The sequence below is a fragment of the Pseudomonas sp. M1 genome (assembly GCF_022760135.1).
In the GTDB taxonomy this organism is placed as follows: Bacteria; Pseudomonadota; Gammaproteobacteria; order Pseudomonadales; family Pseudomonadaceae; genus Pseudomonas; species Pseudomonas citronellolis.
Genome location: NZ_CP094343.1, coordinates 6,655,443 through 6,676,195, shown reverse-complemented (window position 1 = coordinate 6,676,195; position 20,753 = coordinate 6,655,443). Strand labels below are relative to the sequence as shown.

At 65.8% G+C, this 20,753-nt stretch carries 20 protein-coding genes; 18 read left to right on the top strand and 2 right to left on the bottom strand.

What is annotated here, in order from left to right:
* Positions 1–81: 81 nt before the first annotated feature.
* From PM1_RS29695 to fusA, 4 genes are all read left to right on the top strand, one after another.
* Positions 82–582 (top strand): PAAR domain-containing protein, encoded by a 501-nt coding sequence (locus PM1_RS29695; RefSeq protein WP_009614679.1) that lies wholly within the window; start codon positions 82–84, stop codon positions 580–582.
* Complete coding sequence (locus PM1_RS29690) at positions 579–1,301, top strand: alpha/beta hydrolase (RefSeq protein ID WP_009614680.1); 723 nt, start codon at positions 579–581, stop codon at positions 1,299–1,301. The genes PM1_RS29695 and PM1_RS29690 overlap by 4 nt, the downstream gene beginning before the upstream one ends.
* Complete coding sequence (locus tag PM1_RS29685; RefSeq protein ID WP_009614681.1) at positions 1,298–1,822, top strand: hypothetical protein; 525 nt, start codon at positions 1,298–1,300, stop codon at positions 1,820–1,822. Before PM1_RS29690 ends, PM1_RS29685 begins: the two co-directional genes overlap by 4 nt.
* A gap of 919 nt (positions 1,823–2,741) precedes the next feature.
* Complete coding sequence (gene fusA, locus PM1_RS29680; protein WP_009614682.1) at positions 2,742–4,790, top strand: elongation factor G; 2,049 nt, start codon at positions 2,742–2,744, stop codon at positions 4,788–4,790.
* Positions 4,791–5,050: 260 nt separating this feature from the next.
* Here the strand turns inward: fusA and PM1_RS29675 are convergent, their stop codons facing one another.
* Positions 5,051–5,689, bottom strand: coding sequence for a hypothetical protein (locus PM1_RS29675; RefSeq protein WP_009614683.1), 639 nt, complete (start codon positions 5,687–5,689; stop codon positions 5,051–5,053).
* A 372-nt stretch (positions 5,690–6,061) separates the two neighbouring features.
* Here PM1_RS29675 and coxB point away from each other — a divergent pair, with 372 nt between their 5' ends.
* From coxB to PM1_RS29655, 4 genes are read left to right on the top strand one after another with little or no spacing between them, the layout of a single operon-like run.
* On the top strand, positions 6,062–7,186 hold the full coding sequence (gene coxB / locus PM1_RS29670) for a cytochrome c oxidase subunit II (protein ID WP_009614684.1): 1,125 nt from the start codon (positions 6,062–6,064) through the stop codon (positions 7,184–7,186).
* A 13-nt stretch (positions 7,187–7,199) separates the two neighbouring features.
* Positions 7,200–8,795, top strand: coding sequence for a cytochrome c oxidase subunit I (ctaD, locus tag PM1_RS29665; RefSeq protein WP_009614691.1), 1,596 nt, complete (start codon positions 7,200–7,202; stop codon positions 8,793–8,795).
* A 50-nt stretch (positions 8,796–8,845) separates the two neighbouring features.
* Positions 8,846–9,403: a cytochrome c oxidase assembly protein gene (locus tag PM1_RS29660; RefSeq protein WP_009614693.1), complete on the top strand. Its 558-nt coding sequence runs from the start codon at positions 8,846–8,848 to the stop codon at positions 9,401–9,403.
* Between the two features lie 19 nt (positions 9,404–9,422).
* Positions 9,423–10,310, top strand: coding sequence for a cytochrome c oxidase subunit 3 (locus tag PM1_RS29655; RefSeq protein WP_009614695.1), 888 nt, complete (start codon positions 9,423–9,425; stop codon positions 10,308–10,310).
* A gap of 86 nt (positions 10,311–10,396) precedes the next feature.
* Here PM1_RS29655 and PM1_RS29650 read toward each other — a convergent pair whose 3' ends face one another.
* Complete coding sequence (locus tag PM1_RS29650; protein ID WP_009614697.1) at positions 10,397–10,600, bottom strand: twin transmembrane helix small protein; 204 nt, start codon at positions 10,598–10,600, stop codon at positions 10,397–10,399.
* 29 nt (positions 10,601–10,629) lie between these two features.
* On the opposite strand from PM1_RS29650, the gene PM1_RS29645 reads away from it, so the two are divergent.
* The 10 genes from PM1_RS29645 to PM1_RS29600 all read left to right on the top strand — a co-directional run bounded on the left by PM1_RS29645 (position 10,630) and on the right by PM1_RS29600 (position 20,714).
* The gene (locus tag PM1_RS29645; RefSeq protein ID WP_009614699.1) at positions 10,630–11,406 is read left to right on the top strand and encodes an SURF1 family protein; all 777 of its coding nucleotides are present in this window, start codon (positions 10,630–10,632) and stop codon (positions 11,404–11,406) included.
* Positions 11,384–11,950 (top strand): hypothetical protein, encoded by a 567-nt coding sequence (locus tag PM1_RS29640; protein ID WP_009614702.1) that lies wholly within the window; start codon positions 11,384–11,386, stop codon positions 11,948–11,950. Before PM1_RS29645 ends, PM1_RS29640 begins: the two co-directional genes overlap by 23 nt.
* Positions 11,951–11,987: 37 nt before the next feature.
* Complete coding sequence (locus PM1_RS29635; RefSeq protein WP_009614704.1) at positions 11,988–13,061, top strand: COX15/CtaA family protein; 1,074 nt, start codon at positions 11,988–11,990, stop codon at positions 13,059–13,061.
* A 28-nt stretch (positions 13,062–13,089) separates the two neighbouring features.
* Complete coding sequence (gene cyoE, locus PM1_RS29630; protein WP_009614706.1) at positions 13,090–13,995, top strand: heme o synthase; 906 nt, start codon at positions 13,090–13,092, stop codon at positions 13,993–13,995.
* Between the two features lie 239 nt (positions 13,996–14,234).
* Positions 14,235–14,870 (top strand): SCO family protein, encoded by a 636-nt coding sequence (locus PM1_RS29625; RefSeq protein ID WP_009614707.1) that lies wholly within the window; start codon positions 14,235–14,237, stop codon positions 14,868–14,870.
* A 636-nt stretch (positions 14,871–15,506) separates the two neighbouring features.
* Positions 15,507–16,625: a Re/Si-specific NAD(P)(+) transhydrogenase subunit alpha gene (locus tag PM1_RS29620; RefSeq protein WP_009614709.1), complete on the top strand. Its 1,119-nt coding sequence runs from the start codon at positions 15,507–15,509 to the stop codon at positions 16,623–16,625.
* Between the two features lie 62 nt (positions 16,626–16,687).
* Complete coding sequence (locus tag PM1_RS29615; RefSeq protein WP_009614711.1) at positions 16,688–17,008, top strand: NAD(P) transhydrogenase subunit alpha; 321 nt, start codon at positions 16,688–16,690, stop codon at positions 17,006–17,008.
* A gap of 2 nt (positions 17,009–17,010) precedes the next feature.
* Positions 17,011–18,462 (top strand): NAD(P)(+) transhydrogenase (Re/Si-specific) subunit beta, encoded by a 1,452-nt coding sequence (locus PM1_RS29610; protein WP_009614712.1) that lies wholly within the window; start codon positions 17,011–17,013, stop codon positions 18,460–18,462.
* Positions 18,463–18,652: 190 nt separating this feature from the next.
* Positions 18,653–20,149 carry an acetyl-CoA hydrolase/transferase family protein gene (locus PM1_RS29605; protein ID WP_009614714.1) on the top strand — a complete coding sequence of 499 codons (1,497 nt, stop codon included), beginning with the start codon at positions 18,653–18,655 and terminating at the stop codon, positions 20,147–20,149.
* Positions 20,150–20,507: 358 nt separating this feature from the next.
* Positions 20,508–20,714 (top strand): DUF1127 domain-containing protein, encoded by a 207-nt coding sequence (locus PM1_RS29600; RefSeq protein WP_009614715.1) that lies wholly within the window; start codon positions 20,508–20,510, stop codon positions 20,712–20,714.
* The last annotated feature ends 39 nt before the right edge of the window (positions 20,715–20,753 follow it).

Below are 20,753 nucleotides of genomic sequence, written 5' to 3'. Positions count from 1 at the left end.
ACTTGCGAATCGGATGCACCTGGCATTGGCGAGGGGAGCTATTTGACAAGGTACATGGGTTCCCAATGATGGAGTCCTGCCATGTCCAAGCCTGCTGCCCGCCAGACCGACATCGATGCCTGCCCGCTACCAGGGCATGGCTCCAATCCTACTGTCACGGGCTCACCCGACGTACTGATCAATGGCCTGCCGGCGCTGCGCGTTGGCGACAGCAGTGCCTGCGGCGACGTGGTTGTCGAGGGGATGACCAGCATCCTGGTCAATGGCCGGCCGCTCGCCTTCCAGGGAAGCACTACCGCCCATGGCGGCGTGATCATTTCCGGATCTGGCGATGTGCTCATTGGTAACCAGCACACGCCGGCGCCTTTCGTGCCGCCGGCGCCCATGCCCAATACCTTTCAGGACAGGTTTCAGCTGGTCTGTTCGCAGACCGGTGAACCGCTGCCCCATTACCCCTACGTCATTCGTCGTGCCAATGGCGCAATGGAGAAGGGCGTATCCGATGACCAAGGATTCACCCACCTGGTCAGATGCGTGGGCGAAGCGGAGAAGGTCCAGATTCTCGCGGGAGGTGACGCATGAGCGGCGAGGCCGATGCCGCTCTTAAAGCGCCCGGGGTCGCCGATACACGAGAACTGACCCCGGCGGCAGACCAGGCGGTGAAAAAGATTCCGGTGGTCGTGAAAACGGCGGTGGTGTTTTTTATCGGTGGTGCGGCGGACAGGGAGTCCTATTACTTCCAGGGACCGAACGACAACGTCGATGAGGCCAAGAAGATACTGGATGCCGATTTTGAAATGCAGAATCAGGCAGGCGCGTACGCCTCCTATCATGTGGGCTACAGCGACGTGCGAGGCGGCAGGGACATCAGAAAGTACGTGCTGAGCAAGATTGTCTCCAAGGCCATGCCCGTCTACCTGGTGGGGCATAGTCTGGGTGGCTGGAACGGCGCACACCTTTCGCAGATCCTCAGCGACAAGGGCTACAAGGTGAAGGCGCTGATAACGCTCGACCCGGTCGGGGAGGGCTCCATTGTCTGGGTGGGTTCGGACATCTACATGAACAAGCCAACGCCGCAGGCCGAATTCTGGATCAATGTTCGCGCCAATGCCGAGAGTCCGGACGCGTCGGACCGCGTTGCCGAATTCGGTGAGCGCTGGATTCCCCAGGGTGCCAATATCAGTGTTGTAGCGAACATCCACCACGCCAATGCCGGCCGGATGTTCACGGTCATGATGCCGCAGGGCTTCTCGCCCTATGACTATCTCAGGCGTTCCATCCAGGAGTACCTGGCGAAATGAACAAGGTGCGGGTGTTCGCTTCGCTGCTTATCGTCTCGCTCTGTTCGGCGTGCATGAGAGACCATCACCAGCCGATCGCCAACCTGGCCTACCTTCGTTCGCAACCGGTGGAAGGTCGTATCAGCTTCCATCTTTACTTCGCCTCCGATCTGGATCTCGACGAGGTCTATTCCCATCTGGAGGGGAGCGGCAAGATCGGGCAGCGGCTTTACTGCTCCCTCGAGCGTGAGCCGCAGTTCAGCATGGGCCATGTGATCCCGGCGTTCGGCGAGGGTACCGTCGAACGTATTGGCCAGGGCGGTGGCCGTTATCTCTATCTCTCCAGCCTGCACTTCGCGGAAACCAGTGACGAGGGCCGGTCGGATCGATTCATTGACCAGCGGCGTTTCAAGGAGATTCTTGCCGGGCGCAGGAGCGTCCCGTGCAAGGTGGTGATGACTGCCTACGGCTACAAGGCCTATTTCTCCAACATCCTCCTGCTGCCTGCAGACGACCTGCTGCCCATGCTGCCGGAGCAATGACGAGCCCGCGGGGCGACGCAGTGCCTCCCTTTGGCGCCTCCATACCTGCATCGGCGCCTGCGGCGTGTTCCTAGACACCGAAGTCGAGCGTGTCGAGGCCCTGGCGCAGGACATTCGCCAGGTGATGGGCGCCGCCGCCTGAGTTGTCCACCGAATCTGTCGAAAACCCTGTGCGCAGCCTGTGGCCGGGCTGTGCGCAGGCGGCTGGCGGGCGCATGGCCGCTGGGCCGGGCCAGAGCGCTCGGGGTTTGTCCGGCGGGCTGGATTCTGCCCCCGGAATCTGTTGGCCTTGCTGTGGATAAAGTGTGAATGAATACCTTCGCGCCAGGCCTGGCGGGGCCTGCGCGCGGCTGTACGTTTTTTGTCCTGATTTTTCCTGCACGCCTTGATTTTCAAGCACTTGCCTTGGTCCATCGCTAGCCGACGAGTTGCCCACAATGGCTGTGGAGCGAGGCGCGGGAAAGCTGTGGAAAAGCTGTCGGTGGATGGCTGCACGAGCGAAACGGCGAGGGCTGTCGGGTATTGCTGGTTTTTTCGCCAATGGCCCTGTCCGAGGGGGCCGCGGAAAAAACCGGCGGCGAATGGTCGCGGGCTGTCCACGGCTTCTGTTGAACGGCTTGTGACAAAGCTGTGGATAAACTGCCGCTGGACAGGCTTGTCGGGGCTTGCGCGGCACTGCTCAAAAAATCACCAGCGTTGCGCTTGAAGGCCCGTGGCACAAGGCTTTCCAGCTTCCCCGGCGAATCTCCCGAACTGTCCACAACGGCTGTGGAGGCAAGCCTCAGCAAGCTGTGGAAAAGCTGTGATGAAACGGCTGTGGCAGGCATGCCCGCTGGGCTCGTGGCGCCTGGCTGTTTTTTGCCCAGAGAGTCCCGAGGTGCTACCTATACTTGCCGTTACCCTGCCTGGGAGGTGCCCCATGTCGAACTACTCGGTCGAACAGATCCGCACGGTCGCCCTGGTCGGCCATGGCGACAGCGGCAAGACCCTGCTCGCCGAAGCCCTGCTGCAGCGCAGCGGCGCCATTCCCGCGATGGGCTCGCTGGAGCGCGGCGACACCCTGTGCGACGCCGACCCGCTGGAGCGCGACTATCACCATTCGCTGTCCGCCGCGCTGGCGTACTTCGAGCACGAGGGCGCGCACGTCCAGCTCATCGATACCCCCGGCCTGCCCGACTTCATCGGCCACGCGCTGCCGGCCCTGGCGGCGGTGGAGACCGCGCTGGTGGTGGTCAACGCGCAGAACGGCATCGAGCTGAACACTCACCGCATGATGGACTGGGCCGCCGAGCGCGGGCTGTGCCGGATGCTGGTGGTGAACAAGATCGACGCCGAGCGCGTCGACCTGCCGACGCTGCTGGCCGACCTGCGCGAAGCCTTCGGCAAGGAGGTGCTGCCGCTGAACCTGCCGGCCGGCGGTGCGACGCGGGTGGCCGACTGCTTCTTCGCGCCCGCCGGCGAGGCGGACTTCTCCTCGGTGGAGGAGGCGCACCAGGCGTTGGTCGACCAGGTCGTGGAGGTCGACGAGGAGTTGATGGCGCGCTACCTGGAGCAGGGCTCGATCCAGCCGGAGGAACTCCACGAACCCTTCGAGCGGGCCCTGCGCGAAGGCCACCTGATTCCCCTATGCTTCGTCTCGGCGCGCACCGGCGCCGGCGTCGACGAGTTGCTGACGGCGCTGGCGCGGCTGGCGCCCAACCCCGCCGAAGGCAACCCGCCGCTGTTCGAGCGGCTGGACGAGCAGGGCGGCGCCAGGCCCTTTTGCTCGCAGCCGGACCCCGAGGCCCACGTGCTGGCCCATGTGTTCAAGGTGGTGATCGACCCCTTCGTCGGCCGCCTGGCGGTGTTCCGCGTGCACCAGGGCACCGTGCGCCGCGACATGCAGCTGTTCGCCGGGGACGGCCGCAAGCCGTTCAAGGTCGGCCACCTGCTGCGCCTGCAGGGCAAGCGCCACGAGGAGGTGCCGCAACTGATCCCCGGCGACTTCGGTGCGCTGACCAAGGTCGAGGAGCTGGAGTTCGACGTGGTCCTGCACGACTCCCACGACGAGGACCACATCCGCCTGGCGCCGCTGGACTTCCCCACGCCCATGCAAGGCCTGGCCATCGAGGCCGGCCGCCGCGGCGACGAGCAGCGCCTGGCCGAGGTGATGCAGCGCCTGCTGGCCGAGGACCCCTGCGTGCGCCTGGACTACAACGCCTCCACCCAGGAAACCGTGCTGCGCGGCATGGGCGAACTGCACCTGCGCTACCTGCTGGAGCGCCTGACCGGCAGCTACAAGCTGGAAGTGAACACCCGAGCGCCCAGCGTGCCCTACCGCGAGACGGCGACGCGCCCGGCCGAGGGCCATTGCCGGCACAAGAAGCAGACCGGCGGCGCCGGCCAGTTCGGCGAGGTGTTCCTGCGTGTGGAGCCGCTGCCGCGCGGGGCCGGCTTCGAGTTCGTCGACGCCATCAAGGGCGGGGTGATCCCGGGGCAGTTCATCCCCTCGGTGGAGAAGGGCGTGCGCGCGGCGCTGGCCGCCGGGCCCCTGGCCGGCTTTCCGGTGGAGGACGTGAAGGTCACGGTGTTCGACGGCAAGAGCCACTCGGTGGACTCCAAGGACATCGCCTTCCAGGCCGCCGGGCGCAAGGCCATGCTCGACGCCCTGCGCAACGCCGGGGGGCTGGTGCTGGAGCCGGTGGTGAACATCGCGGTAACGGCGCCGGAGGCGCGCCTGGGCGACATCACCGCCGACCTCACCGGCCGCCGCGGCCAGGTGCTGGGCACCGAGCCGCTGTCGGCCCGCGCCACCCTGGTGCGCGGCCAGGTGCCGCTGGCGGAGCTGGAGGGCTACGCCAACCGGCTGAAGGCGATCACCGCCGGGCAGGGCTTCTTCACCCTGGAGGCCAGCCACTACAACCCCGTGCCGCAGGACGTGCAGCAGCGCCTGGCCAGTGGGTACAAGGCGGTGCAGGAAGAAGACTGAGGAGGCCGGGTCCTGTCTTGCCGGCTGCGCCGGAGCGCTCTTACGAGAAGCCGTGTCCGCCCGGCGTGGCAGGAGCAACTGTCTTGCGCCGAGGTGCTTTTCGTAGGATGGGTTGAGCTTGCGAAACCCATGCGGTTGCGCTGATGGGTATCGCTTCGTTCAACGCCATCCTACGAAAAGCCGTGCTTCCTGGAACCGTAGGAGCGGGCCCTGCGCGCGAATCGCGGGCAGGGCCCGCTCCTACAGGGGCCCCAGGCGCATCAATTCAGATGCAATTCCACCCCGAAGCGCCGCGACAGGCACGGCCACTGCTTCCAGGCGGTGACCGTCTGCGGATCGCTCAGGCGGGCGCGGTAGGCTTGCGCCGCCGGGCTGGCGAAGACGCTGTCGTCGAGCATCGAGTCCACCGCGTGGTGCACGGCCTCGTCCAGCTGGTTGGCGAAGGGCTCGCCGATCAGCTGGTGCGCCACCAGGTTGGCCACGGTGGTGTCCAGCGGGATCAGCGGCTGGCCGAAGTGGGCGATGTAGCGGTCGTTCACTTCCTCCACCAGGCGGTGCGCCAGGTAGGCCTCGTCGAGCAGCGCGTCCAGGCCGTCGTGGCCGGCCAGCAGGTCCGGCGGGGTCAGGAAGAAGTGCTCGGCGACCTTCAGCACCGGCTTGATCCTTTCCTCTATGCCGGCGTTGCGCGCCACGCTGGTGGCGGCTTCGAGGAACTCGGGGACCTGCTCGATATAGGCATGGACGAAGCGGGTGAGCACCTGGACGGCATCGTCGCCGCTCAGGTTGATGCTCGGGTGCAGGCCCGCCATCTGGCTGTGGATGAGCCGCGCCAGGTGCCCGTTGCGCGCCTCGAGCCGGTGGGCCTGCTGAATCAGTTCGCGCAGTGCTGCGATATTCATGACAACTCCAAGACAACTCGATTTGGAAAGTGAAGAAAGACCTTAGCCGGGCGGGTCGGCGAGCTAAGACGCGATCGTCATAATCACGCAACCTTTATGAGGTTCGGGCATATCAAGCCGCCACCATGGTAGCGCAAAGCCGCAGGCGGCGTGGGTTTGAGAGCACCTTTCGCAATTGCGGAGGAGTTTTTTGCGCTGCGTTGTTATGTCGCAACCCCTGGCTATACTCCGATTCGACACACCTGAACCTGATGAACCCGGCCTGCCTTGCACGTGCCGAGGCTCGGCGGTCAAAGTTTGCTGTCTTGGCGGTCGCTCCCTTGGCCGCTGGCGTTTGCCGGCGGGATAAGAACAACGATAAGGGGAACCCGAATGCTGCGACATCCGCGTACCTGGATGGGCTTGCTGTCGCTCCTCGTGTTTACTCCGGCGCACGCCGCCTGGACGGTGAACATGACCCCGGGGGCGACCGAGGTCAGCCGTAACGTGTTCGACCTGCACATGACCATTTTCTGGATCTGTGTGGTCATCGGCATCATCGTCTTCGGCGCCATGTTCTGGTCGATGATCGTCCACCGCCGTTCCACCGGCCAGCAGCCGGCGCATTTCCACGAGAGTACCGCAGTGGAAATCCTCTGGACCGTGGTGCCGTTCCTGATTCTGGTGGTGATGGCCATTCCCGCCACGCGCACCCTGATCCACATGTACGACACCTCCGAGCCGGAGCTGGACGTGCAGATCACCGGCTACCAGTGGAAGTGGCAGTACAAGTACCTGGGCCAGGACGTGGAGTTCTTCAGCAACCTGGCCACCAGCCAGGAGCAGATCCACAACAGGGATCCCAAGGACGAGCACTACCTGCTGGAAGTGGACAACCCGCTGGTGCTGCCGGCCGGGGTCAAGGTGCGCTTCCTGGTGACTTCCAGCGACGTCATCCACTCCTGGTGGGTGCCGGCCTTCGCGGTCAAGCGCGACGCCATCCCCGGCTTCGTCAACGAGGCCTGGACCAAGATCGACGAGCCCGGCGTCTACCGCGGCCAGTGCGCCGAGCTGTGCGGCAAGGACCACGGCTTCATGCCCATCGTGGTCGACGTGAAGGCCAAGCCGGACTTCGACAAGTGGCTGGCCGAGCGCAAGGAAGAGGCGGCCAAGCTCAAGGAGCTGACCAGCAAGGAGTGGACCAAGGAAGAACTCGTCGCCCGTGGCGACAAGGTCTACCACACCATCTGCGCCGCCTGCCACCAGCCCGAAGGCCAGGGCATGCCGCCGATGTTCCCGGCGCTCAAGGGCTCGAAGATCGTCACCGGGCCCAAGGAGCACCACCTGGAAACCGTGTTCAACGGCGTCCCGGGCACGGCCATGGCGGCCTTCGGCAAGCAGCTCTCGGAAGTGGACATCGCCGCGGTGATCACCTTCGAGCGCAACAGCTGGGGCAACAACGACGGCGACATGGTCACTCCGCAAGACGTAGTGGCCTACAAGCAGAAGCAAAAATAACGAGGAGCCTGCGATGAGCGCTGTGATCGACCATCCCGAGCATTCGCACGCCGGCGAGCACCACCACGGCCCGGCCAAGGGCCTGATGCGCTGGGTCCTGACCACCAACCACAAGGACATCGGCACCCTGTACCTGTGGTTCAGCTTCTGCGCCTTCCTCCTCGGCGGCTCCTTCGCCATGGTGATCCGCGCCGAGCTGTTCCAGCCGGGGCTGCAGATCGTCGAGCCGGCCTTCTTCAACCAGATGACCACCATGCACGGCCTGGTGATGGTGTTCGGCGCGGTGATGCCGGCCTTCGTCGGCCTGGCCAACTGGATGGTGCCGCTGATGATAGGCGCGCCGGACATGGCCCTGCCGCGCATGAACAACTTCAGCTTCTGGCTGCTGCCGGCGGCCTTCGGCCTGCTGGTCAGCACCCTGTTCATGCCCGGCGGCGGCCCCAACTTCGGCTGGACCTTCTACGCCCCGCTGTCCACCACCTTCGCCCCGCACAGCGTGACCTTCTTCATCTTCGCCCTGCACATGATGGGGATGAGCTCGATCATGGGCGCGATCAACGTGATCGCCACCATCCTCAACCTGCGCGCCCCGGGCATGACGCTGATGAAGATGCCGCTGTTCGTCTGGACCTGGCTGATCACCGCCTTCCTGCTGATCGCGGTGATGCCGGTGCTGGCCGGTTGCGTGACCATGATGCTGATGGACATCCACTTCGGCACCAGCTTCTTCAGCGCGGCCGGCGGCGGCGACCCGGTGCTGTTCCAGCACGTGTTCTGGTTCTTCGGCCACCCCGAGGTGTATATCATGATCCTGCCGGCCTTCGGCGCGGTCAGCGCGATCATCCCGGCGTTCAGCCGCAAGCCGCTGTTCGGCTACACCTCGATGGTCTACGCCACCGCCTCGATCGCCTTCCTCTCGTTCATCGTCTGGGCGCACCACATGTTCGTGGTCGGCATCCCGCTGGTGGGCGAGCTGTTCTTCATGTACGCCACCATGCTGATCGCCGTGCCCACCGGGGTGAAGGTGTTCAACTGGGCCTCGACCATGTGGCAGGGCTCGCTGACCTTCGAGGCGCCGATGCTGTTCGCCGTGGCCTTCGTCATCCTCTTCACCATCGGCGGCTTCTCCGGGCTGATGCTGGCCATCGCCCCGGCGGACTTCCAGTACCAGGACACCTACTTCGTGGTGGCGCACTTCCACTACGTGCTGGTGCCCGGGGCGATCTTCGGCATCTTCGCCTCGGTGTACTACTGGATACCCAAGTGGACCGGGCACATGTACGACGAGACCCTGGCCAAGCTGCACTTCTGGCTGAGCTTCATCGGCATGAACATGGCCTTCTTCCCCATGCACTTCCTGGGGCTGGCCGGCATGCCGCGGCGGATTCCGGACTACAACCTGCAGTTCGCCAACTTCAACATGGTCTCGTCCATCGGCGCCTTCCTGTTCGGCACCACCCAGCTGCTGTTCCTGTTCATCGTCATCAAGACCATCCGCGGCGGCAAGCCGGCCCCGGCCAAGCCCTGGGACGGCGCCGAAGGCCTGGAGTGGACGGTGCCCTCGCCGGCGCCCTACCACACCTTCAGCACCCCGCCGGAAGTGAAATGAACCGGCACCCGCGGGAACGGCCCTGGCCGTTCCCGCAGGAGGGATAGAACATGAGCGACGGCAATATCGAGACGCGCAAGCTGGTCACCCGCCTGCTGGTGGTGGTGGTGGCCATGTTCGCCTTCGGCTTCGCCCTGGTGCCGATCTACAACGTCATGTGCAAGGCCCTGGGCATCAACGGCAAGACTTCCGGCAGCGCCTACCAGGGCAGCCTCCAGCAGGTGGACATGGCGCGCCAGGTAAAGGTGGACTTCGTGGCCAACAACAACATCGACATGGTCTGGGAGTTCCGCCCCGAGAGCGAAATGATCGTGGTGCATCCCGGGGCGGTGAACCAGATGCTGTTCGTCGCGCAGAACCCCACCGACAAGCCGATGACCGCCCAGGCCATCCCCAGCATCGCGCCCTCCACGGCCGCGCGCTACTTCCACAAGACCGAATGCTTCTGCTTCACCCAGCAGGTCCTGCAGCCCGGCGAGCGCATCGAGATGCCGGTGCGCTTCATCGTCGACCGCGACCTGCCGGCGGACGTCCACCGCATCACCCTCGCCTACACGCTGTTCGACATCACCGCACGCAAGCCACCGGTGGCCAGCAACGACCGCTGACCGGCCCAGGAGAACAAGAATGGCAACCCACGATCCCTACTACGTTCCCGCCCAGAGCAAATGGCCGATCATCGCCACCATCGGCCTGCTCACCACGCTGTTCGGCGTCGGCACCTGGATGAACGACTACAGCGCCGGCAAGGAGGCCTCCCACGGGCCCTGGATCCTCTTCGCCGGCGGGCTGATCGTCGCCTACATGCTGTTCGGCTGGTTCGGCAACGTGATCAAGGAGAGCCGCTCCGGCCTCTACAGCCCGCAGATGGACCGCTCGTTCCGCTGGGGCATGAGCTGGTTCATCTTCTCCGAGGTGATGTTCTTCGCCGCCTTCTTCGGCGCGCTCTTCTACATCCGCCACTTCGCCGGGCCCTGGCTCGGCGGCGAGGGCCACAAGGGCATCGCCCACATGCTCTGGCCGGAGTTCCAGTACACCTGGCCGCTGCTGAGCAACCCGGACAACAAGCTGTTCCCGCCGCCCAAGGAAGTCATCGAGCCGTGGAAGCTGCCGCTGATCAACACCATCCTGCTGGTCACCTCCAGCTTCACCGTGACCTTCGCCCACCACGCGCTGAAGAAGAACCACCGCGGCCCGCTGAAGCTGTGGCTGGCGATCACCGTGGCGCTGGGCGTGGCCTTCCTGTTCCTGCAGGCCCACGAATACCACGAGGCCTATAGCGAGCTGGGCCTGACCCTCGGCTCGGGCATCTACGGCACCACCTTCTTCATGCTCACCGGCTTCCACGGCGCCCACGTGACCATAGGCGCGCTGATGCTGAGCATCATGCTGATCCGCATCCTGCGCGGGCACTTCGACGCCGAGCACCACTTCGGCTTCGAGGCGGCCAGCTGGTACTGGCACTTCGTCGACGTGGTGTGGATCGGGCTGTTCATCTTTGTGTACGTGCTTTGAGGAGGCACGCCCTGTAGGAGCGAGCTTGCTCGCGAACCAGCCCCGCTGCGGAGTCGTTCGCGAGCAAGCTCACTCCTACGAAAAGCTCAGAAGGTAGCGGAAGTGACCAACTGCCCGGAGTAGAAGCCCCAGGCGACCAGGGCGAGGGTGAGGGCGGCGAGGATGACCCGCACGGTAAGGGCGTTGACCACACGGGAACCGTGGCCCTCGTCCTTGACCAGGAAGAACAACCCGCTGAACAGGCTGGCCACGGTGGCCAGCAGCAGAACGACGATCGCGGCCTTGAGCATGACCTGGCTCCGATTGCTGAGGGGGTAACTTGCAGTATAGCCAGCACGCCATCGACTCCCGCCCGCGCCACGGCGTGGCGGCGGTCTTCCGGCCGGGCCTGGCGCCGACCCTGGTGGTCCTGGCGCTGCTCCCGCTGCTGGTCGCCCTGGGCTGCTGGCAGCTTTCCCGCGCCGCCGAGAAGCGCGTGCTGCTGGCCGCCGCCGAAGCGCGCCGCGAAGCCGCGCCCATCCCCGCCGCGCAGCTCGAACGCCTGGCCAACCCCGCCTACGTGCGGGTGCGCCTGCAGGGCCGCCTGGACGCCGAACATACCCTGCTGCTGGACAACCGCACCCGCGACGGCGCCGCCGGCGTCGAGGTGCTGCAGCCCTTCCACGACAAGGCCAGCGGCCTCTGGCTACTGGTCAACCGCGGCTGGCTGCCCTGGCCCAACCGCCGCGTGCCGCCAAGCTTCGACACGCCCGCCGGCGACCTGCTGCTCGACGCCTGGGCCTACGTCCCGCCGCCCGGCGGCCTGCAGCTGGCCGATGCGCGGCAGCAGGCCTGGCCGCAACTGATCACCCGCGTCGACCCGGACGCCACCTGGCAGGCCCTGGACCGCAACGGCCTGCCCCTGGAGCTGCGCCTGGAACCGGGCGACGCTGCCTTCGAGACCAACTGGCCGGTGGTCGCCATGGCCCCCGAACGCCACACCGGCTACGCCGTGCAGTGGTTCGCCATGGCCACCGCCCTGTTCGCCCTCTACCTCTATCTCGGCATCCGCCGCGCACGGGAGAAGCCCGCCCATGACCAGCCTGACCCTCGATGAAACCCAGCTGCGCCGCCGCAACCGCGGGCGCCTGCAACTGCTGCTGATCCTCGCTGTGGTATTCGGCCCGATGCTGCTGGCCACCGGCATGTACAAGTTCCGCTTCTGGGTGCCGGAAAGCCGCAGCTACCACGGCGAGCTGATCGCCAACGGCAGCACGCCCGCCGACCTGGGCGTGCAGGCCGACGCCGCGAGCGACCGCTGGCAACTGCTGGTCACCGCCCCCGCCGCCTGCGCCGCCGACTGCCAGCAACTGGTGTACCTGGCGCGGCAGATCAACATCGGCCTGAACCGCGACGCCAACCGCGCCGAGCACGCCCTGGCCGCCGCGCAGGCGCTGCCGGCGGACTTCCAGGCGCAGCTGGACAAGGACTACCCGCGCCTGAAGCGCTACGCCCTGCAACCGGCCGCCGGCGAGCAGGCACCGCAGCTGTGGATAGTCGACCCCCACGGCAACCTGGTGCTGCGCTACGCCGCCGGCGCCAACGGCAAGCAGATCCTCGGCGACCTGCAACTGCTGCTGAAGCTCTCCCACATCGGCTGAGCGCAGGCCACGACAACGACAAGAACGGGGGCTGTGCATGACGAACACACCGCGTAAACCCGGCTTCTACGTCGCCGCCTTCGCCACCGCCCTGGCGCTGGTGGTGGTACTGCTCGGCGCCTACACCCGGCTCACCCACGCCGGCCTGGGCTGCCCGGACTGGCCCGGCTGCTACGGCTTCATCCACGTGCCCAGCAGCGAGGCGCAGCTGGCCCACGCCGAGCAGCACTTCCCCGAGGCCCCGGTGGAAGCGCAGAAGGGCTGGAACGAGATGATCCACCGCTACTTCGCCGGCACCCTGGGCCTGCTCATCGCCGGCCTTGCGGTACACGCCCTGCTGCGTCGCGGCCGCGACGGCCAGCCGCTGCGCCTGCCGTTGCTGCTGCTGGGCGTGGTGATCGCCCAGGCCGCCTTCGGCATGTGGACGGTGACCCTCAAGCTGTGGCCGCAGGTGGTCACCGCGCACCTGCTCGGCGGCTTCACCACGCTGTCGCTGCTGTTCCTCCTCAGCCTGCGCCTGTCCGGCGCCGTGCAACCGCTGCAACGCGCCGGCGCGCCACGCCGCCTGGCAGCCTTCGCCCTGGCCCTGGTGGTGCTGCAGATCGCCCTGGGCGGCTGGGTGAGCAGCAACTACGCGGCGGTGGCCTGCATCGACCTGCCCATGTGCCACGGCCAGTGGTGGCCGCAGATGGACTTCGCCAACGGCTTCCACCTGACCCAGCACATCGGCCCCAACTACCTGGGCGGGCAACTCGACAGCGACGCCCGCACGGCCATCCACATGACCCACCGCATGGGCGCCTTCTGCGTGGTGGCGGTGCTGCTGGTGCTGGCCTGGCGCATGCAGCGCGTCGGCCTGATCTACCCCGCCGCGCTGATGCTGCTGGCGCTGTCGCTGCAGGTCGGCCTGGGCATCAGCAACGTGCTGCTGCACCTGCCGCTGCCGGTGGCGGTGGCGCACAACGGCGGCGGCGCCTGCCTGCTACTGAGCCTGGTGCTGGTCAACTACCGCCTGCGCGCGCCGGTCTGCGTCGCCAAGGTCGCTGCGGCCGGCAGAGCGCGCACACTGCCGGCGCTGGAACGGCCGGTGGCCTATCCCTCGCAAGGCTGAACCCCCTTCAACGAACGGAGAGTCGAACATGGCCAGCGTACTGAGCGGCACCCGCAGCCAACCCGGCTGGCGCGATTACCTGGAGCTGACCAAACCCAAGGTGGTCCTGCTGATGCTGATCACCTCGCTGATCGGCATGCTGCTGGCCACCCGCAGCGGCGTGCCCTGGACGGTGCTGCTGTTCGGCAACCTGGGCATCGGCCTGTGCGCCGGCGCGGCGGCGGCGGTGAACCACGTGGTGGACCGGCGCATCGACTCGATCATGGCGCGCACCCACCGCCGCCCGCTGGTGGAGGGGCGGCTCTCGCCCAGCGTGGCCCTGGGCTTCGCCCTGCTCCTGGCGCTGGCCGGGATGAGCCTGCTGCTGACCTTCACCAACGCCCTCACCGCCTGGCTGACGCTGGCCTCGCTGCTGGGCTACGCGGCGCTCTACACGGGCTTCCTCAAGCGCGCCACGCCGCAGAACATCGTGATCGGCGGCCTGGCCGGCGCCGCCCCGCCGATGCTCGGTTGGGTGGCGGTGACCGGGCACCTGTCGGCCGAGCCGCTGCTGCTGGTGCTGATCATCTTCGCCTGGACGCCGCCGCACTTCTGGGCCCTGTGCCTGCACCGCAAGGACGAGTACGCCAAGGCCGAGATCCCGATGCTGCCGGTGACCCACGGCGAGCGCTACACCAAGCTGCACATCCTGCTCTACAGCCTGGTGCTGTTCGCCGTGAGCCTGATGCCCTTCGCCATCCACATGAGCGGGCTCGTCTACCTGCTCGCCGCGCTGGCCCTGGGCGCGCGCTTCCTCGACTGGGCCTGGGCGCTGTACCGTGACAGCAAGCCCCATGCGGCCATCGGCACCTTCAAGTACTCTATCGCCTACCTGTTCCTGCTGTTCATCGCCCTGCTGGTGGACCATTACCTGCCCATCCACATGGCGCTGTAACAACCGGGTTCGCGAGCATTTCCGGGAAGCACGGCTTTTCGTAGGATGGCGTTGAGCGAAGCGATACCCATCAGCACGACCGCATGGGTATCGCAAGCTCAACCCATCCTACGAAGAGCACCTCGGCGCATGACAGTTGCTCCTACGAAAAGCCCCCGCAGGACCGACCTGCAGGAGCGAGGGGGCGCCTAGCCCTTGCTCGCGAACGCCCCTCGACCTCTCCCGACCACGAGAACCCCATGTCCCGAGTCAACAAGACCGTCCTCATCCTGGTAGCCATAGTCGCCGTCATCCTCGGCCTCACCGTGCAGAAGGTGCTCACCGAGAAACACCGCCTCGACCCCGCCGCGCTGCTCGACGCCGGCATCGTGCTGCTGCCGCAGAGCCGCGAGGTGCCGGCGCTGACCTTCCAGGACCAGGACGGCAAGCCGTTCGACACCGCCAGCCTCAAGGGCCGCTGGAGCCTGCTGTTCTTCGGCTACACCTTCTGCCCGGACGTCTGCCCCACCACCCTGGCGCAGCTGCGGGAACTGCAGGGCAAGCTGGCCCCCGAGGCGCGCGAGAAGCTGCAGGTGGTGTTCGTCAGCGTCGACCCGCACCGCGACACCCCGGCGCGCCTGAAGGAGTACCTGGGCTTCTTCAACGCCGGCTTCCAGGGCCTGGTGGGCAGCGACGAGGCCATCCAGAAGCTGGCCAACGCCATGAGCATCCCCTACATCCCGGCCGACACCAGCAAGCCCAACTACACCGTCGACCACAGCGGCAACCTGGTCATCATCGGCCCGGACGGCACCCAGCACGGCTTCATCCGCGCGCCGCTGAACAACGCCAAGCTCGCCGAACAGCTGCCCAAGGTGCTCGCCGACCAGGGCTGAGCCATTCGCCGGCGCGCAGCCGGCCCATTCACCGCGCTGCTTTGTCGCAGCCAGGCAACGGCCACCCTCGGTTGGCCGTTCTTTTTTTTCATCACCCGCCTGCACAGCCTTGGACTAGTCTGTTTTTCAAGGTCTGCCCCGACGCCCGCCCGAAAGCCAGGAAACATGCGCCGTGAGGCTGTCGCCGGGGATTTTCTGACTCTGTAGTCAATGTAAAAAATCTGCTACGGAATTCCAGGCATCAGTGATCACTCATATTTCGGATTAAAAACATTAATTAACACCTATAGATACGCCTGAGGCAGGATTGACGGGCCTCTCACCGGGTTGCCGGGGGTTCTGATGAGCAAACATTCACACCAGGGATAGCGTTTTCCCCGGGTCACAATAGGCAATTAGGCTAAAAGCCAGGGCGCACGCGCCCCTTGCCGGGACGGGGGAACTACGGGTCCCAACGTGACTTGTAGTCCTTTTTCAGTACTACTTCAGAACTTCTTGCCGACCCAGTGGCTCGATTGCACAATGCCGACGCCCAGCGGGTTCTGGACCCGCCCTTTCGCGGCATGCGTTGCCAGTTCGACAACCCGGCCGCCTTCCGGCGCCGGACTACTCAAGGATCACGCAGGAGATTTGTGAGTGCAGATCGGTGTCCCTCTCGAGACCCATGCCGGTGAAACACGGGTCGCCGCCACCGCTGAAACCGTCAAGAAACTGGTTGGCCAAGGCCACCAGGTGATCGTTCAGAGTGGCGCCGGTATCAATGCCTGTCAGCCGGACAGCGCCTACGAGGCCGCCGGGGCGAAGATCGGCTCCGCCGCCGACGCCCTGGGCGCCGAACTGGTGCTCAAGGTGGTCGCCCCCAGCGCCGAGGAACTGGCGCAGATGAAGCCGGGCGCCGTGCTGATCGGCATGCTCAACCCCTTCGACAACGACAACATCGCGCGCATGGCCGAACGCGGCATCACCGCCTTCGCCCTGGAAGCCGCCCCGCGCACCTCGCGGGCGCAGAGCCTCGACGTGCTGTCGTCCCAGGCCAACATCGCCGGCTACAAGGCGGTGATGCTCGCCGCCAACCACTACCCGCGCTTCATGCCCATGCTGATGACCGCCGCCGGCACCGTTAAGGCCGCCCGCGTGCTGATCCTCGGCGCCGGTGTCGCCGGCCTGCAGGCCATCGCCACGGCCAAGCGCCTGGGCGCGGTGATCGAGGCCTCGGACGTGCGCCCGGCGGTGAAGGAGCAGATCGAATCCCTCGGCGCCAAGTTCGTCGACGTGCCCTACGAGACCGACGAGGAACGCGAATGCGCCGAAGGCGTCGGCGGCTACGCCCGGCCGATGCCAGCCTCGTGGATGGAGCGCCAGGCCAAGGCGGTGCACGAGCGCGCCAAGCAGGCCGACATCGTCATCACCACCGCGCTGATCCCGGGCCGCAAGGCGCCGACGCTGCTGCACGAAGCCACCGTGCAGGAGATGAAACCGGGCTCGGTGGTCATCGACCTGGCCGCGGCCCAAGGCGGCAACTGCCCGCTGACCGAAGCCGGGCAGGTGGTGGTCAAGCACGGCGTGACCCTGGTCGGCCACACCAACCTGGCCGCCATGGTCCCGGCGGACGCCTCGGCCCTGTATGCGCGCAACCTGCTCGACTTCCTCAAGCTGACCCTCTGCGCCGAAGGCTTCAAGGTCAACCTGGAAGACGACATCGTCGCCGCCTGCCTGATGTGCCGCGACGGCCAGGCCGTGCGCAAGAACGGCTGAGCCCTCCTTAATAAAGAAGAACCCGCCGGGCTCCTGCCCGGCCTAGAGACCGGTGAAAGACGATGGAAGAAATGCTGATCTCCCACGGGATCTACAACCTGATCATCTTCGTGCTGGCCGTGTACGTCGGCTACCACGTGGTATGGAACGTCACCCCTGCCCTGCACACCCCGCTGATGGCGGTGACCAACGCCATCTCGGCGATCGTCATCGTCGGCGCCATGCTGGCCGCCGCCCTGACCGTCACCCCGCTGGGCAAGATCATGGGCACCCTGGCCGTGGCCCTGGCCGCGGTCAACGTGTTCGGTGGCTTCCTGGTCACCCGCCGCATGCTGGAAATGTTCAAGAAGAAAGCGCCGAAAGCGCCGGCGGAGAAGCACTGACCATGAGCATGAATCTCGTCACTCTCCTTTACCTGATCGCCTCGGTCTGCTTCATCCAGGCCCTGAAGGGCCTGTCGCACCCGACCAGTTCGCGGCGCGGCAACCTGTTCGGCATGGTCGGCATGGCCATCGCCGTGCTCACCACCGTGGGCCTGGTGTTCAAGCTCGGCGCGCAACTGGCCGAGGGCGGCAACGCCGCCGCCGGCATCGGCTACATCCTGGTCGGCCTGCTGATCGGCGGCAGCGCCGGCTCGATCATGGCCAAGCGCGTCGAGATGACCAAGATGCCCGAGCTGGTCGCCTTCATGCACAGCATGATCGGCCTGGCCGCGGTGTTCATCGCCATCGCTGCCGTGGTCGAGCCGCAGTCGCTGGGCATCGTCCAGCACCTGGGCGACACCATCCCCACCGGCAACCGCCTGGAGCTGTTCCTCGGCGCGGCCATCGGCGCCATCACCTTCTCCGGTTCGGTGATCGCCTTCGGCAAGCTGTCGGGCAAGTACAAGTTCCGCCTGTTCCAGGGCGCACCGGTACAGTTCGCCGGCCAGCACCTGCTCAACCTGGTGCTGGGCCTGGCCACCCTGGGCCTGGGCCTGGTGTTCATGTTCACCGGCAACCTCGCCGCCTTCGCCCTGATGCTGGCCCTGGCCTTCATCCTCGGCGTGCTGATCATCATCCCCATCGGCGGCGCCGACATGCCGGTGGTGGTCTCGATGCTCAACTCCTACTCCGGCTGGGCCGCGGCGGGCATCGGCTTCTCGCTGAACAACTCGATGCTGATCATCGCCGGCTCCCTGGTCGGCTCCTCGGGCGCCATCCTCTCGTACATCATGTGCAAGGCGATGAACCGCTCGTTCTTCAACGTCATCCTCGGTGGCTTCGGCGCCAGCGCCGACGACGCCGGCCCGGCTGGCGCCAAGGAAGCCCGCCCGGTGAAATCCGGTTCGGCCGACGACGCCTCCTTCCTGCTGACCAACGCCGACAGCGTGATCATCGTCCCCGGCTACGGCCTGGCGGTGGCCCGCGCCCAGCACGCGCTGATGGAGCTGGCGGAGAAGCTGACCCACCGCGGCGTCACCGTGAAGTTCGCCATCCACCCGGTCGCCGGCCGCATGCCCGGCCACATGAACGTGCTGCTGGCCGAGGCCGAGGTGCCCTACGAGCAGGTATTCGAGATGGAAGACATCAACTCCGAGTTCGGCCAGACCGACGTGGTGCTGGTGCTGGGTGCCAACGACGTGGTCAACCCGGCGGCGAAGAACGATCCGAAGTCGCCGATCGCCGGCATGCCGATCCTCGAGGCCTACAAGGCCAAGACCGTGATCGTCAACAAGCGCTCGATGGCCAGCGGCTACGCCGGCCTGGACAACGAACTGTTCTACCTGGACAAGACCATGATGGTCTTCGGCGACGCCAAGAAGGTCATCGAAGACATGGTCAAGGCCGTCGAATAACGACAGCCGTCGATCCACAAGACACCGGCCGCGCGCCGGTGTCTTGCTTTGCCGCAAAGGAAAACCCTCTGGACTTTGGTAGTAAGGAAGGCGGTGGCGGGGCGGTTTTTCGACCTTGGTATAAGGGCGAAAAATCGCCGAATCCCTAGACTGGCCGCCTTGCACTCCCCATAAAGCCTGAGGTTTTTCCATGTACCGTGATCGCGTGCGCCTGCCTTCCCTGCTCGAGAAGGTGATGACTGCTGACCAGGCCGCAGCCCTGATCCAGGACGGCATGACCGTCGGCATGAGCGGCTTCACCCGCGCCGGCGAAGCCAAGGCCGTGCCGGAGGCCCTGGCCCAGCGCGCCAAGCAGCAGCCGCTGAAGATCAGCCTGATGACCGGCGCGAGCCTGGGCAACGACCTCGACAAGCACCTGACCGAGGCCGGCGTGCTGGCCCGGCGCATGCCCTTCCAGGTCGACAGCACCCTGCGCAAGGCGATCAACGACGGCTCGGTGATGTTCATCGACCAGCACCTGTCGGAAACCGTCGAACAGCTGCGCAACCACCAGCTCAAGCTGCCGGACATCGCGGTGATCGAAGCCGTGGCCATCACCGAGCAAGGCCACATCGTGCCGACCACCTCCGTGGGCAACTCGGCGAGCTTCGCGATCTTCGCCAAGCAGGTGATCGTCGAGATCAACCTGGCGCACAACACCAACCTGGAAGGCCTGCACGACATCTACATCCCGACCTACCGGCCGACCCGCACGCCCATCCCGCTGACCAAGGTCGACGATCGCATCGGCAGCACCGCCATCCCGATCCCGCCGGAGAAGATCGTCGCCATCGTCATCAACAACCAGCCCGACTCGCCCTCCACCGTGCTGCCGCCGGACAGCGAGACCCAGGCCATCGCCAACCACCTGATCGACTTCTTCAAGCGCGAAGTGGACGCCGGCCGCCTGGCGAAGAACCTCGCGCCGCTGCAGGCGGGCATCGGCAGCATCGCCAACGCGGTGATGTGCGGCCTGATGGAATCGCCCTTCGAAGACCTGACCATGTACTCCGAAGTGCTGCAGGACTCCACCTTCGACCTGATGGACTCGGGCAAGCTGCGCTTCGCCTCGGGCAGCTCCATCACCCTGTCGAGCCGCCGCAACGCCGACGTCTTCGGCAACCTGGAGCGCTATAAGGACAAGCTGGTGCTGCGCCCGCAGGAAATCTCCAACCACCCCGAGGTGGTGCGGCGCCTGGGCATCATCGGCATCAACACGGCGCTGGAGTTCGACATCTATGGCAACGTCAACTCCACCCACGTCGGCGGTACCAAGATGATGAACGGCATCGGCGGCTCGGGCGACTTCGCCCGCAACGCCCACCTGGCCATCTTCGTCACCAAGTCCATCGCCAAGGGCGGCAACATCTCCAGCGTGGTGCCCATGGTCAGCCACGTCGACCACACCGAGCACGACGTCGACATCCTCGTCACCGAGCAGGGCCTGGCCGACCTGCGCGGCCTGGCGCCGCGCGAGCGCGCCCGGGTGATCATCGAGAACTGCGTGCACCCGTCCTACCGCGACGCCCTGGCCGCCTACTTCGAGGCCGCCTGCCAGCGCGGCGGGCACACCCCGCACATCCTGCGCGAAGCCATGAACTGGCACATCAACCTGGAAGAACGCGGCCACATGCTCGCCGCCAGCTGATCCGGCATCCCCGGCGGGCCATTCCACAAAGAATGGCCCGCCAGGCTGGACAGTCGGAAAAAAACCACGTAAAAACACTTCCGAACAGTTTTTTATCCCACAGCGACTGTTCCACTTCTCCTACTGCCATCCCCGGCAGGCCTGCTGAAAATCCTCAATCCCCCGCCGCCTGTGCACCACAATGGAGCGCAGCGGTACAGTTCGCCCCAAAATCGCCATTACAGTTCGCTGAAACAATTCGCTGACGCTATTTAATTCAAGGCAACTGTACCTATCGCGGCTGACCAAAAAGTCAGAAGATACTCCTCAACAACTTCCGCAACCCCACTACCCGCCAAAAGCGGGAAGGACGAAAATCATGGAACGTACCCTCGGTTCCGCCACTGTCAGCAACATCCGTTCTTCCTCCACCGCCCACCGTAGCCTGGTCGGCACCGTCCGCCTGTGGCAGCGCCGCATCGAGAGCCGCCGCCAACTGGCCCGCCTCGACTCGCGCCTGCTGGCCGACGCCGGCATCAGCGAAGCCCAGCGCTACGCCGAGCTGAACAAGCCGTTCTGGAAGTAAGCGGAAGCGCTGAACTGTCAGGCGGTAGATAGACAGTTC

Bases quoted from the DNA above. Each gene is read 5' to 3' on its own strand.
- PM1_RS29695 (WP_009614679.1), top strand. From the start codon at position 82: ATGTCCAAGCCTGCTGCCCGCCAGACCGACATCGATGCCTGCCCGCTA.
- cyoE (WP_009614706.1), top strand. From the start codon at position 13,090: ATGGCCAGCGTACTGAGCGGCACCCGCAGCCAACCCGGCTGGCGCGAT.
- PM1_RS29625 (WP_009614707.1), top strand. From the start codon at position 14,235: ATGTCCCGAGTCAACAAGACCGTCCTCATCCTGGTAGCCATAGTCGCC.
- PM1_RS29675 (WP_009614683.1), bottom strand. From the start codon at position 5,689: ATGAATATCGCAGCACTGCGCGAACTGATTCAGCAGGCCCACCGGCTC.
- PM1_RS29655 (WP_009614695.1), top strand. From the start codon at position 9,423: ATGGCAACCCACGATCCCTACTACGTTCCCGCCCAGAGCAAATGGCCG.
- PM1_RS29610 (WP_009614712.1), top strand. From the start codon at position 17,011: ATGAGCATGAATCTCGTCACTCTCCTTTACCTGATCGCCTCGGTCTGC.
- PM1_RS29605 (WP_009614714.1), top strand. From the start codon at position 18,653: ATGTACCGTGATCGCGTGCGCCTGCCTTCCCTGCTCGAGAAGGTGATG.
- ctaD (WP_009614691.1), top strand. From the start codon at position 7,200: ATGAGCGCTGTGATCGACCATCCCGAGCATTCGCACGCCGGCGAGCAC.
- fusA (WP_009614682.1), top strand. From the start codon at position 2,742: ATGTCGAACTACTCGGTCGAACAGATCCGCACGGTCGCCCTGGTCGGC.
- PM1_RS29650 (WP_009614697.1), bottom strand. From the start codon at position 10,600: ATGCTCAAGGCCGCGATCGTCGTTCTGCTGCTGGCCACCGTGGCCAGC.
- PM1_RS29640 (WP_009614702.1), top strand. From the start codon at position 11,384: ATGACCAGCCTGACCCTCGATGAAACCCAGCTGCGCCGCCGCAACCGC.
- coxB (WP_009614684.1), top strand. From the start codon at position 6,062: ATGCTGCGACATCCGCGTACCTGGATGGGCTTGCTGTCGCTCCTCGTG.
- PM1_RS29615 (WP_009614711.1), top strand. From the start codon at position 16,688: ATGGAAGAAATGCTGATCTCCCACGGGATCTACAACCTGATCATCTTC.
- PM1_RS29600 (WP_009614715.1), top strand. From the start codon at position 20,508: ATGGAACGTACCCTCGGTTCCGCCACTGTCAGCAACATCCGTTCTTCC.
- PM1_RS29660 (WP_009614693.1), top strand. From the start codon at position 8,846: ATGAGCGACGGCAATATCGAGACGCGCAAGCTGGTCACCCGCCTGCTG.
- PM1_RS29685 (WP_009614681.1), top strand. From the start codon at position 1,298: ATGAACAAGGTGCGGGTGTTCGCTTCGCTGCTTATCGTCTCGCTCTGT.
- PM1_RS29690 (WP_009614680.1), top strand. From the start codon at position 579: ATGAGCGGCGAGGCCGATGCCGCTCTTAAAGCGCCCGGGGTCGCCGAT.
- PM1_RS29635 (WP_009614704.1), top strand. From the start codon at position 11,988: ATGACGAACACACCGCGTAAACCCGGCTTCTACGTCGCCGCCTTCGCC.